Raw genomic sequence first — 12,528 nt, 5'->3', positions numbered from 1 at the left:
GTGGATTCCTCTGTGAATGGATTCGGGCAAGTTCAGTTTTGCGCTACGAAGTGGTGGTTTGCTGCGCGGGATTCGGCAAGGCGATGCGGAGCGCTTTGTCGGCGACCTGGGCCAGGCGGTCGGGCGAGAACTTCGCGTCGGCCACCTGCTTAGCGGCCGCAGCGGCCCGCTGAAGTTGTTCGCGATCGCTGGCCAAACGAATGATGGCCTCGGCCATCTGCTGGGCGTCGCTACAGGGCAACAAACCTTCGCAGCCTTCGACGTCGCTGCCAAACGCTCCGACCGCGCGGCTGGTGGCCACGCAAGGTCGGCCATGCGCCATGGCTTCGGGCAGTTTGATGTTGCTGCCACCGCCGTAACGGATCGGCACCAGAATCAGCGACGCTTGATCGTAAAGCGACGAGACCGAATCGATAAAGCCGAGCGACTCGACGCCGGGGTGGTCGGCAAACTTGTCGGCCGCCAGTCCGGCCAGCACAAACCGGCAATCGGGCACCGCTTGGAGCACCTGCGGCCAGACCTCGCTCAAGAACCACCGCAGCCCATCGGAGTTCGGGCGGTATAGCAAATTGCCAATGAACCCCAAGGTAAACTGCTCGGGCAATGGCGATGGCTCTGTCGGCCGGAACCATGGGATGTTCGGAAAGTACAAACGGGTTGCGGACTCCGGCGACTTGGCATCGGCGAACACCTCGCAGCTCGAACGCTTGAGTACCGCCTCTTCGCGGACTCGCAAGAAGCGGGCGAGTAACTGGATCGCTTGCCGCTTGAGAGGGTTGGTCTTGGTCTTCGCCAACTGCTGGTACTTGTCGCTCATGCGATCGTCGATATCGATGATGAACGGCAACTTCAGGCTGGCCGGGTGGGCCACCGCGGCTTGGGTGAGATAGCGATACACAATCAGATCGGGCTGGTAATCGTTTACCGCCTGCAACACGGCCGCCCGCTGCGTTTTGTCTCGATTGTATTGCAGTCCAACCGCACACGCCCACTTCAAGCGGGGATGCGACACGCGATGGGAGTAGCGTTGCGAGAAGTGGGCGGGGCCGACCAGGAATCGTTCGCCTTCGCTCTGGGGCAAACCTGCTTCGTCGGACGAGAACACCAGCGTGCTCACCTCGCCGTGGCGTGCAAACGCCTCGCACAGGTGGGCGGTGCGCTGGTTCCCCCCGTTGCCTGTGAGCCGCGGATCGGTCGGAGTGACGACCAGAATGCGCGTAGGTCTGTGATCCGATTGATGCATTGATTCCACTTCGCTAGGTCGCCTGCTTCGTCGTTCGCTGCCTGAACTTCCCTCTACTTTATCCAACAATCCTCGTTTGGGTGCGACGAACCGGTGACAAAACGGTTTTCTCTCGCGACCCCGTGGTTCCCTTGCCAAGCATCAGGGATACATCCGCTACGATCGTCGCAGCCCAACCCCGCGGACGGACGCTTGGGCGACGACCGCCGAGCACTTACTCGACCGTCGCAGGAGCCGCGGTTGCGGTCGGCCAGGCGATGCCGAGCGCCTTGCCGGCGACCTGGGCCAGGCGTTCGGTCGAGAACTTCGCGTCGGCCACCTGCTTGGCGGCCGCGGCGGCCTGCTGAAGCTGCTCGCGATCGCTGGCCAGACGGATCACGGCTGCGGCCATTTGCTGAGCGTCGCTGCAGGAGAGCAAGCCTTCGCAGCCCTCGACGTCGGTGCCAAACGCGTCGACCGCGCGGCTAGTCGCAACGCAAGGTCGGCCATGCGCCATGGCTTCGGGCAGCTTGATGTTGCTGCCTCCGCCGTAACGGATCGGCACCAGGATAACCGACGCCTGATCGTAGAGCGACGCGACCGAGTCGATAAAGCCGAGCGACACCACGCCCGGGCGGCCGCTAAACTGATCGGCCCCGCTGCCGGCCAATAGTATCTGGCAGTCGGGCACCGCTTGGAGCACTTGCGGCCAGACCTCGTCGAGAAACCACCGCACGCCATCGATGTTGGGTCGATACAGCAGGTTGCCGATGAACCCCAAAGCAAACTTCTCGGGCAGCGGCGATGGTTCCGCGGGGTTGAAAATAGGAATGTTCGGAAAGTAAAAGCGAGTCGCGGATTCCGGCGACTTGGCATCGGCAAACAGTTCGCAGTCGGAGATCTTCAAGGCAGCATCTTCCCGCGCCCGCAGGTAGCGAGAGGTGCGTCGGAGCGATCCGCGCATCAAGGCATTGCCAGCGGTGTTTGCCATCTGCTGGTACTTGTCGCTCATGCGATCGTCGATGTCGATGATGCATGGCATGTCGAGCCCCGGAGGATGCGACACGACCGCTTGATTCAGATAGCGATACAGCAACAGATCGGGCTGGTGCTGTTCGACTGCTTTCGCCACGGCCGCGCGTTGCGACCGGTCCTTCGAGAACTGCAGCCCGACTTCGCACGCTCGCCTGAGCACCCGCACTGGCATTCGCTCGGCATATCGCTTCGACAGGTGAATCGGTCCCAGCAGGTAGCCCTCGGGGTCGAGCTCGGGTGTGCGGACCTGGTCGCTCGTGAGCGACAGCACCAACACGTCCGCATGGCGAGAGAAGGCGTCGCACAGATGGGCGGTTCGCTGGTTGCCGCCGTTTGTCTTGCATCGCGGATCGGTCGGAGTGACGACCATCACGCGTGCGCGTCCGTTGCCCGATTGATCCATTGCTATCCACTTCGCTGAGTCACGTGCTGCGCCAAAGTTCTCCTACCAAGCCTCCTACTACTCTATCTAACAATCGCTTCGCGAGCCGGGGGGAACCCGGCATAAATGCCGATTTCCGGCCAAAACGTTGGGCGGCCGAGCCGATTGGGCGGCTGCCGACGCCAAGCTGCAGGCGTTGCCGTAGTGGGACCTCCGCACGAGCGTTCGGCGGCCTCTCCTTCTCTGGCCCCGACAAGCGAAACGGCTTCTCAAATGGCCATTTTTCACTGGAAAGTGGCCACCACCGGTGTTCTAATGGACAGGCGTGTGGCTGTCGGCTATCAGCTTTCGGCTGTTGGCTCTTCAGTGATTGGAGGTGAATGAGATGTGATGCTTGTTTTGAACTCGAAAGCTAAGCGACGCGCAGGCGAATGTTCGGTTGCGTGGGCGTTGGCTGCTGCGCGCGTTGGTAACACGCTCGAAGTGGCAAGCCGAGATTCTTCAGTCGCTGGAAGCTCCCTCAGAATGACATTCCGCATGCAGAACTCCCAACTTCCAACCAAAATAGTTTCCCATGGGTGGGAATCTATTTTGGGCAACTATCGCGGAGGTGTTGATGCAACTCATTGCTCATAAACGACTTGCGATTCTTTCCCAGTGGGAAAATAGATTCCCATCGGATGCGTTTTGGGGAATGGGAATCTATTCGTGGCCGAAAACCGCTGGTTTTGCAGAGTGCGTGCCGAATCAATTTTCCCATCGGTGGGTAAATTGGGAATCTATTCGTGAGCGATGGGAAACTATTCGTATTTCGGCGTGGGGGAGACTGCTCCGCTGCCCTCCTGCCAAAATGACACCTCGGCAAGCTTCGGTTTGAGGGCTGGGGAGCTTGGCCCAGTCACTCTGGCAGTCTGGTGGAACTCGCCTCGGTTGCTAAGTCGCTATTTAACAACCACTTACGTGAAAACGGACAATTGGCGCGCAGGTTGCATTCTGTCCCCCGAACGCAGCGGGTGCGCGCCAGGGTGGCAGGCGGTTGGCTTCGAGCCTCCCAGACCCTCCATGGCCAGCCTTGCTGCGGAGCCCGATTGCCTCGGCTGGCACTCACTTAGCCAAGCCGGCAACGGGACCAACGATACAAACCGCCCAAGGCCGTCGATGCCTTGGCAACTTACATTTTTACCGTTTACTTACAGGAGCAAACTCATATGGCTGCAACTGCATCCAAGAAGAAGGGCAAAGTCAAGCTGCAACCACTGGGCGACAAGGTGGTCGTGAGCCGCGATGAGTCGGAAGACGTCACCGCTGGCGGTATCGTGCTGCCCGATTCGGCCAAGGACAAGCCGAGCCGTGGAACGATCGTGGCCATCGGCACCGGCAAGCTGCTCGACGACGGCAGCCGTGGCGAACTGCAGGTCAAGGTTGGCGATCGCGTGCTGTTCACCAGCTACGCTCCCGAAGCGATCGAGATCGACGACGAAGAGTACCTGCTGATGAGCGAAGGCGACATCCTGGCTGTCATCGAGTAATTCGCGAAGGGATCAGGATCCCTGTTTGGGCGACTGCGGTCGCTCAGTACTAAATCAACTTCCGCTATTCGGCGGACCATCCAATTCAACCCCAACTAATAACCGGAGCCCAATCATGGCAAAGATGATTGCCTTTGACCAAGAAGCCCGTGATGCCATGCGGCGAGGCGTGCAGAAGCTCGCTCGTGCCGTGAAGGTGACACTCGGCCCGAAAGGTCGCAACGTCATTCTGCAGAAGAGCTTTGGCTCGCCGACCGTTACCAAAGACGGCGTGAGCGTTGCCAAGGAAATTGAACTGGAAGACACCTACGAAAACATGGGTGCCCAGATGGTGAAGGAAGTCGCCAGCAAGACTTCCGACGTCGCCGGCGACGGCACCACCACTGCGACCGTGCTGGCCGAAGCGATCTTCAACGAAGGTCTCAAGGCGGTAGTCGCTGGTGTGAACCCTGTGCAAATGAAGCAGGGTATCGAGAAGGCCGTGGACGACGTGACCGAGCAGCTCAAGAAGATGAGCATCAAGGTCAAGAGCACCGAAGAGATGGCTCAGGTCGGTACCGTGGCTTCGAACGGCGACACCGAAATCGGTGAGATGCTGTCGAAGGCTATGGAAAAGGTCGGCAAGGACGGCGTGATTACCGTCGACGAAGGCAAGTCGCTGGCTACCGAAGTCGAGTGGGTCGAGGGCATGCAGTTCGACCGCGGCTACCTGTCGCCTTACTTCGTGACCGATCCGCAATCGATGCACGCGGAGCTGGAAGACTGCTACGTGCTGGTTCACGAGAAGAAGATTTCGAACATCAAGGACTTGGTCCCTGTGCTCGAAGCCGTGGTGAACAGTGGCAAGCCATTGTTGATTATTGCCGAAGACGTCGATGGCGAAGCCCTCGCGACCTTGGTGATCAACAAGCTCCGCGGCACCTTCAACGTGGTTGCTGTAAAGGCTCCTGGCTTCGGCGATCGCCGTAAGGCCATGCTCGAAGACATCGCTGTGCTGACCGGTGGTCAGGCGATCTTCGAAGACCTCGGCATCAAGCTCGACTCGATCGGCCTGGCCGAACTCGGTCGTGCGAAGAAGGTGATGGTCGACAAGGACAACACCACGATCATCGAAGGTGCTGGCAAGAGCGGCGACATCAAGGGTCGCATCGACCAGATCCGTCGCGAGATCGAAAACACCAGCAGCGACTACGATCGCGAGAAGCTGGAAGAGCGTTTGGCCAAGCTCTCGGGCGGCGTTGCCAAGGTTAATGTTGGCGCTGCGACCGAAAGCGAGATGAAGGAAAAGAAGGCTCGCGTCGAAGACGCCCTGCACGCCACTCGTGCTGCTGTGGAAGAAGGCATTCTTCCCGGCGGTGGTGTTGCTCTGGTTCGTTGTGCTGCGAAGGTGAAGCCAGCCGATTTGTCGCACGACCAAGAGGTCGGTTACAACATCGTGCTGCGTGCCGCCCGTGCTCCGCTGACCTCGATTGCCAACAACGCTGGCAAAGATGGCGGCGTCGTTTGCGAAAAGGTCGCCAGCGAAAGTGGCAACAACGGCTACAACGCTGCGACCGACGAATACGTCGACATGGTCAAGGCTGGTGTGATCGATCCTGTGAAGGTCACCCGCACCGCCCTGCAGAACGCCGCTAGCGTGGCTACCCTGCTGCTGACCTCCGACGCCTTGATTGCCGATGCTCCCAAGAAGGGCAAGGCAGCAGGCGGTCCCGGCATGGACGAGATGTATTAATCGGTAGGGGTGAGGACTCGGGGGTCAGGGATCAGGCAACTGATGACGAACCTCGGATAACAATGCCCACCCCACCGAAGCGACAACCCACTCGCTTGCTCCCCGTTAGTTTGCGATAGGGGTGAGTGGTTTATGATAAGTAACCTCGGCAGTGCGAAAGCGCTGCCGAGGTTTTTATGTTCTTAAGGTCAATACCGACTACTGAGGGCGATGTAATGGCTGAACCAGCAACGAGAGAAGAAAAGATATTAGATGCCGAAAGCTCGCTGAAGGAACTTGCTGAAATAGACGCAAACAGGTTGGCAAGAACTGAAGACTTATCGAAAAGCATTAATTTTGCAGAGTCAGTACCAGCCTTTGATGAAATGTTACATATCTGTAAAGAATTGGCCGGCCGAGACCTTAAGAGACTCACTTCCCAGCAGGCCGATCGCATTCGAAATGCGTGCAAAACACTTCAATCACTAGTCGACAAGGTACAAACATTCGATCTAAACCAAGACAAGCCCCTGGATGCATGCAATCAGATCATTCAGGAAATTGACACTGCTTATGATAGTGTCGCCGAGAATTTGCTACTGCCGTTGGCATTTACCGCTACGCAAGCAACTGACTTCACGAAAATCGAGCGAGAAGCTAAAGGGTTTCACGCGACAATGAAGTCGCAATCGGAAGATATGCAAAAGAGCTTAAATAAAGTTAAGCATGAAGCTGCACAGGCACTGGAAGCCGTAAAAGAGCAAGCAGCAGAAGCTGGAGTTTCTACTAGCGCTGTCATTTTTGAACAAGCATGTGCATCACACAAAGAGAACGCTGGCAAATGGTTTATAGCAACGGTAGCTGTGTTGGCAATGACTCTGCTAGCCTCTTCCGGCTTGTTAGTGATTTCCTTCTACTACACCCCAACTACTGTTCCCGAAGCTATTCAGTTCGTTGTTGCTAAGCTGTTTGTTTTATCAACTCTCTCGTATGGTGTGTTTTGGTGTGCTAAACAATACAAAGCTGAAAGACACAATCAAACGGTAAATCAGCATCGAGCGGATGCCCTGAAAACATTTCGTGCTTTTGTCGAAGGCAGTACCGACACGCAAATTAGGGACGCGATTCTAGTACAAGCTGCACAAGCTGCTTTCATTGGTAGACCAACAGGGTACGATGGCCCTGACGGAGACTCTCCGACAATCGTGCCTATCCTCGAACCACTAACGAGAACAGTTACTAAGGAGATACCAGCACACAGTTAGAGCCTTTTCCCACGCTGACATTCACCTGCTGGCATCGCGCATCCCCCCGCCTTACACTGAGAACATCTTGGACTCTCAACCCTGCGGAGGTGGATGGTGATCGCTCGACGTTGGATTTGCCTGGTTCTGCTTTTCGTTTCCTGTTGCTCCCTTCCAACAGCAACCGCTGCTGATGGCACGCTGCAGGTGGCCAACTTGCGGTGCGAGTACCTGACCGATCCGCTGGGGATCGATGTGCTGCATCCTCGGTTGAGCTGGCAGGTGCAGGCGATCGATGCCGACCAGCGAGGGCTGAAGCAAACCACTTATCAGCTGTTGGTCGCCACGTCGCCTGAGTTGTTGACTCCCGAAACCGCGGACCTCTGGAACTCGGGCAAGGTCTGCAGCCCGCAAACGCAATTGGTGGAGTACGAAGGCGAGCCGCTCGCTAGCGATACGGTTTGCTATTGGAAAGTACGCGTCACGGATCGCGAGGGCAAACTCTCCGACTGGAGCGAGCCCGCCCGCTGGAGCATGGGCCCACAGGCCGACGAGTGGAGCGCGAAGTGGATTGGCGCGGTTGCCGGCGAATCCGATGGCCACTCGTGGGATCCATGGCTGCGCAAGCACGTTACGCTCACCAGCCCTGCCGAACGGGCGGAGCTGCATGTAGCGTCGGTCGGTTATCACGAGCTGTACGTCAACGGGCAGAAGGTCGACGACTCGCTGCTCGAGCCTGCGGTGTCGAACCATCGCAAGCGGGCGCGGTACGTCACGTACGACATCGCCTCGCTGCTTGTGGAGGGCGACAACGTCATCGGGCTCTGGCTCGGCACTTCGTGGGCGGCCTATCCGCTTTACCAGTCCGACGACAAACCATCGCTGCCTATCGTCGCGGCCCAAGGCACCGTGCATTGCCAAGATGAGTCGACGGTCGCCATCACGACCGACGCGTCGTGGAAGATCCATCCGAGCGGCAATCGCTTGCTTGGCAGCTGGATGTTCCGCAACTTCGGCGGCGAGCATCAATCGCCTACTCTCCATATACCAGAGTGGAATCGCGTGGACTACGACGATCACGATTGGTCAGCGGCCACGGTTTACGAGCCGCAGCTCATGGTGTCGGCCGAGATGGTCGAGCGCAACCGTGCGGTTAAGACGATCCAAGCGATCGAAATCCAGCAGGTCGCCGATAACGAGTACCGGGCCGACATGGGAGTGAACTTCGCCGGCACGTTGCAGCTAGATCTCACCGGAACGCCCGGCAGCATCATCGAAATCCTCTCGTCGGAGTATCCTGCCGAAGCGCTGACGCACAACCTGCGTAGCGAAGTGATCGTCGACGCGCAGGGCCACGCGACGTTTCGCAGCCGATTCAACTACCACAGCGGTCGCTGGATCACACTCCGCGGAGTGACCTCGGCCCCGCAGCTCGAAGACATTCGAGGCGAGTTGGTACGAACCGATTTCGCCCGGAGTGGTCAGTTCCGCTGCTCCGATCCGCTGCTCAACCAGATTTACGACACCACGAATTGGACCTTGGAGAACCTCGCCCTGGGTGGCTACCTGGTCGACTGCCCACAGCGCGAGCGAATGGGGTACGGCGGCGACGGTCACGCGACCATCAACACCACGCTGATGAACTACAACGTCGGGGCGTTTTACACCAAGTGGAACCAAGACTGGCACGACACGCAGGACGACGACGGCTTTCTACCGCACACCGCGCCGACGTTCTGGGGCGGTGGCGGGCCGGGCTGGAGCGGATTCTGCGTGACGCTGCCTTGGGAAGTGTACCAGCAGTATGGCGACCTTCGGATCCTCGAGCAGAGCTGGCCGGTGATCGAGCGATGGCTCGCGTTTCTCGACGCCCATAGTGAGAACGACATGCTGCTGGAGTATCACGTGGATCGCAACGGCACCGCGCCGCAGTGGTCGTTCCTGGCCGACTGGCTTTGGCCTGGGTCTCAGGGGATCGAGGAACTCGACGAACGGCTGTTCTTCAATAGTTGCTACTGGATTTACAACCTGCAAACCGCCGCTTCGATTGCCGACCAGCTAGGGCACGAGCAAGCGGCAGCAAAGTACCGCGCGCGGGCGGACGAGGTGCGTCGGGCGGTGCACGCGAAGTACTACGATGCCGACGACCATAGCTACTCGCGCGGCATGCAAGCACCGATGGCCTTGGCCTTGGTGGTGGATCTTCCGCCAGAGTCCGAACGCCCGCTCGTTTGGAAGCGACTGGAACGCGAGATCGTGGAAGTTCGCGAAGGGCACATCCACGCTGGCATCACCGGCGGGGCGATGCTGTTCAAGCTGCTCATGGAAAACGGCCGCGACGATCTGATCGCGATGATGACCTCGAAGACCGACTATCCGAGTTGGGGACATATGCTCGACGAGGGGGCAACCACCATCTGGGAGTGCTGGGAAGATCCGGTCGGCCGTCGACACTCGGCCCTGCATAGCTCGTATCTATACGTTGGTGCCTGGCCGCTGCGGAGCCTGGCCGGCATCACGCCCGGCGAGCAAGCTGGCTTCGCCGAGTTCACGCTCCGCCCGGCCTTCGTGCCGCAGCTCGATTGGGTCGAAGCTAGCTACGACGCCCCGACGGGAACGATTCGCTCTGCCTGGCGTCGTGCTGATGGCAAGCGGACACTATCGATCGAAGTGCCTGCGAACACGATGGCCGAAATCTATCTACCAACCACTGGAGAAATTACCGAAGGGAAAAAACCGCTAAACAACATCGAAGACTATTTGGAAGTGGAAACGGCCGACGATTCGACGACAATCTACGTGGAATCGGGCAAGTACGAGTTCTCGTGGGCCGAGTAACCATGGTCTGCAATCCCGCTTTGCACTGCGCAGTCAGCTAGCGACTCGAACTCTGAGGAGGAAGTTCTCTGGCTACCGGTTACGGGAAATGCTAATAACCACTTTGTAGATCATCATTCGAGTGGTTCATAGCTTGGAAACGTCATCATGCGGGTTGTATTACTGTTAATGGTGTTGGTCACGTGCGCGGCCGCGGGGGATAGCATTGCTAGCAACCCGGCTTACGACTCGCTCGATATCGCCCCCGCTGCCAACCCTAGCAGTTTTGCCCCCCCTGCTGCGAGCGACGAACCCCAGATGGTTTACATTCCCCCTGGCAGCATGACCCCTGGCTCGTACGATCCGGCGGTGGTGTACCAGGAGACCGCCATCGGACCACAACTCACCCCCTCGCTGGTCGCCTGCAGTACTAACTATCGGGCGCACTGGTTTGGTGGCACCGACATTGGTATCACCACCATGTCGTTCACGAGCAGCGCGTTCGCCCTCGACGAAGATCGCACCTCGGTATCGGTCCGGCCTTACATTGGCTTTGAAAACAGCGAGGGGCTTGGCTTCCGCGTGCAGGCGTGGATGACCGGCATGGAGCCGCAGGCCATCGCCGGAGGTTCTGGAGCGCCGATGGACCTGGAGACCGGCGCGGCGATCATCGATTTCGAAATCTACAAGCGGCTGCAAGTCGACACGCTCGAACTAATGCTCGGGGTCGGTGGGCGGGGAGCCGGACTCGGGTTCACGTTTGCCGACGACAGCGAAGACACCATCGGCGGCGGAGGACTTACCGCATTTGCCGAGGGGTACCATCCCCTGCGTACCACTTATTGCAGCGAGTGGGGGGTGTTCGGCGGCGGGCGCATCAGTATGCTCGCTGGCACTGCCGAACTGGATAACAGCGTGAACTACTCGCGGGCCGATGGTACGCTTTCGATCAGCGAAGCCAACCTTGGCATACGCTATCGACGCCACTTGGCTGCATCCGACTTTGTGTTTCAGTTTCAGGTCGAGAAGCAACTATGGGATACCAACTTCTTCGATCAAGTCGCTTACACCACTACCGGGATGCGATTTGGCCTCGAGTGGTAATCCTGCTTCCCTTGGATCGCAATCCGCAAGCGATCGTGGTTAGCTGAATGTCGCGAGGTCGACTTTCCAGTCCTGCGAAATCCAGTCGGGCACCAGATGGAAACTCGCCCGACCGTCGGCCCAGTGCATCGTATCACGACGGCGAGCCACTTCGGTACCAAGGTAATCGGCATGCGGAATGATACCGGTGCGGCCCAGATCCAACCGGTCGGCGTCCCAGCAAGTTTGCACGGTGACATCGGGGTGCGTCCGTTGATCGGTATGTCCGGCGCACGCCAGATACAGCAGCTCGAAGTCCTCGTCGGGAAGCTCAAACCACTGTCCTCGCATCGCCTTGGCCAGCTCGGCCCCACGCTGTCCGTGACCAGGATCAAAGTGCTCGGTGATCCGCCGCGAATCGTGAAACACCGCAAACAACTGCACTACTTCGCGTCGCGCGTCGGTCTCGTCGGCGAGCCGCATGCCGTTTTCGAACACCCGCGCCCAATGGGCAACGCCATGAAAGCCCGTGATGGGAAGTGCGTAATCTTCGAGTATCGCCGCAACGAGCGAAGCAAAATCAACTGCTGCCATCCACCTACCTCGATACAACCGATGCCGAGCGCGTTCGAAGCGACCTTGCTCCGAAGACATGAGTCGGCCAGACGTGTGACTATACTCCCGAGCACCACCCGAACTCAAGTTCCCGGTGCCTAATACGCAACGAATCGCACTGGCGAGAGTTACGGCAATTCGCGGATCCGCAAGTTACGGAAATCGATTGGGGAACCTTCGGATTCTAGACAAAGGTATCCGGTGCTAGGTTCGCAGCTGGTGCCGCCAGAGACTTCTTCGCCGTTGACCCACAGCCGCACTTCGCCATTGATCGCGCGGACGTAGTAGTGGTTCCACTCACCAACACCTTTGGTGAGTTCCTTGCTGGGGAAACTGCGAACTCCGTCCGGGGCGACGGGAGGAAAGGGCTTCATTTTGACACCAACCGGGAACACGTCGCCATGGCTGGTAAACCAGTCGGCCGGCTTGTTGTACGACTTCTCGTACTGTTCCGCGTAGCCTAAGTCGAGCACCTGGACTTCGATCCCTTGCGGCAAACCTGGCTTGCCAGCTTCGGCGAGTCGCTCAATCGACTCGGGCGTGGTCCACACAAAGATGCCGCTGTTACCAGCGTTCTTGCGGTGATTCCATTCGCACACTAGTTCGAAATTGGTGAACTTCTTCGTGGTGCGCATCACCCCGGTCGGACTCCCGGTGCAGTGCACCCCTTCGTCGTTCCAGGTCCAAGTATCGTCATGGCAGTTCACGTTCACGAAGTCGTCCTTCGTGAGCGGACGCCATCCCTCGCCGGTGCCATCGATGAACGCCTTGGGAGCGTCGGTGGTGGCTGGAGCTTCTTGGGCGCGTGCAGCGGTAATGGGGAGGGCTAGTGCCAGACAAACGAGTGCGGTGCGTAAGCTCCAGGTGCAGGAACGTATCATGATTGTTGT

Annotated in this window: 9 protein-coding genes; 5 read left to right on the top strand and 4 right to left on the bottom strand. The window is 58.6% G+C overall.

Annotation, left to right across the window (positions count from 1 at the left end; translation table 11 throughout):
* Positions 1–43: 43 nt before the first annotated feature.
* Complete coding sequence (locus Pan181_RS00660) at positions 44–1,243, bottom strand: glycosyltransferase (protein ID WP_145244998.1); 1,200 nt, start codon at positions 1,241–1,243, stop codon at positions 44–46.
* A 214-nt stretch (positions 1,244–1,457) separates the two neighbouring features.
* The gene (locus tag Pan181_RS00655) at positions 1,458–2,660 is read right to left on the bottom strand and encodes a glycosyltransferase (protein ID WP_145244997.1); all 1,203 of its coding nucleotides are present in this window, start codon (positions 2,658–2,660) and stop codon (positions 1,458–1,460) included.
* Positions 2,661–3,847: 1,187 nt separating this feature from the next.
* On the opposite strand from Pan181_RS00655, the gene Pan181_RS00650 reads away from it, so the two are divergent.
* The 5 genes from Pan181_RS00650 (at position 3,848) to Pan181_RS00630 (ending at position 11,044) form a co-directional block, all read left to right on the top strand.
* Positions 3,848–4,168, top strand: coding sequence for a co-chaperone GroES (locus Pan181_RS00650; protein ID WP_145244996.1), 321 nt, complete (start codon positions 3,848–3,850; stop codon positions 4,166–4,168).
* 115 nt (positions 4,169–4,283) lie between these two features.
* Complete coding sequence (gene groL / locus Pan181_RS00645; protein WP_145244995.1) at positions 4,284–5,900, top strand: chaperonin GroEL; 1,617 nt, start codon at positions 4,284–4,286, stop codon at positions 5,898–5,900.
* 215 nt (positions 5,901–6,115) lie between these two features.
* On the top strand, positions 6,116–7,144 hold the full coding sequence (locus Pan181_RS00640; RefSeq protein ID WP_145244994.1) for a hypothetical protein: 1,029 nt from the start codon (positions 6,116–6,118) through the stop codon (positions 7,142–7,144).
* Between the two features lie 186 nt (positions 7,145–7,330).
* Positions 7,331–9,961 (top strand): family 78 glycoside hydrolase catalytic domain, encoded by a 2,631-nt coding sequence (locus Pan181_RS00635; RefSeq protein WP_197528748.1) that lies wholly within the window; start codon positions 7,331–7,333, stop codon positions 9,959–9,961.
* 147 nt (positions 9,962–10,108) lie between these two features.
* Positions 10,109–11,044, top strand: coding sequence for a hypothetical protein (locus tag Pan181_RS00630; protein ID WP_145244992.1), 936 nt, complete (start codon positions 10,109–10,111; stop codon positions 11,042–11,044).
* Positions 11,045–11,083: 39 nt separating this feature from the next.
* On the opposite strand, the gene Pan181_RS00625 is transcribed toward Pan181_RS00630, so the two are convergent.
* Positions 11,084–11,617 carry an HD domain-containing protein gene (locus tag Pan181_RS00625; RefSeq protein WP_145244991.1) on the bottom strand — a complete coding sequence of 178 codons (534 nt, stop codon included), beginning with the start codon at positions 11,615–11,617 and terminating at the stop codon, positions 11,084–11,086.
* Between the two features lie 149 nt (positions 11,618–11,766).
* Positions 11,767–12,519, bottom strand: coding sequence for a 3-keto-disaccharide hydrolase (locus Pan181_RS00620; protein WP_145244990.1), 753 nt, complete (start codon positions 12,517–12,519; stop codon positions 11,767–11,769).
* Positions 12,520–12,528: the final 9 nt, after the last annotated feature.

The sequence above is a fragment of the Aeoliella mucimassa genome (assembly GCF_007748035.1).
In the GTDB taxonomy this organism is placed as follows: domain Bacteria; phylum Planctomycetota; class Planctomycetia; order Pirellulales; family Lacipirellulaceae; genus Aeoliella; species Aeoliella mucimassa.
This window is presented reverse-complemented; position numbering and strand designations above follow the sequence as displayed.

Bases quoted from the DNA above. Each gene is read 5' to 3' on its own strand.
- Pan181_RS00660 (WP_145244998.1), bottom strand. From the start codon at position 1,243: ATGCATCAATCGGATCACAGACCTACGCGCATTCTGGTCGTCACTCCG.
- Pan181_RS00655 (WP_145244997.1), bottom strand. From the start codon at position 2,660: ATGGATCAATCGGGCAACGGACGCGCACGCGTGATGGTCGTCACTCCG.
- Pan181_RS00650 (WP_145244996.1), top strand. From the start codon at position 3,848: ATGGCTGCAACTGCATCCAAGAAGAAGGGCAAAGTCAAGCTGCAACCA.
- groL (WP_145244995.1), top strand. From the start codon at position 4,284: ATGGCAAAGATGATTGCCTTTGACCAAGAAGCCCGTGATGCCATGCGG.
- Pan181_RS00640 (WP_145244994.1), top strand. From the start codon at position 6,116: ATGGCTGAACCAGCAACGAGAGAAGAAAAGATATTAGATGCCGAAAGC.
- Pan181_RS00630 (WP_145244992.1), top strand. From the start codon at position 10,109: ATGCGGGTTGTATTACTGTTAATGGTGTTGGTCACGTGCGCGGCCGCG.
- Pan181_RS00625 (WP_145244991.1), bottom strand. From the start codon at position 11,617: ATGGCAGCAGTTGATTTTGCTTCGCTCGTTGCGGCGATACTCGAAGAT.
- Pan181_RS00620 (WP_145244990.1), bottom strand. From the start codon at position 12,519: ATGATACGTTCCTGCACCTGGAGCTTACGCACCGCACTCGTTTGTCTG.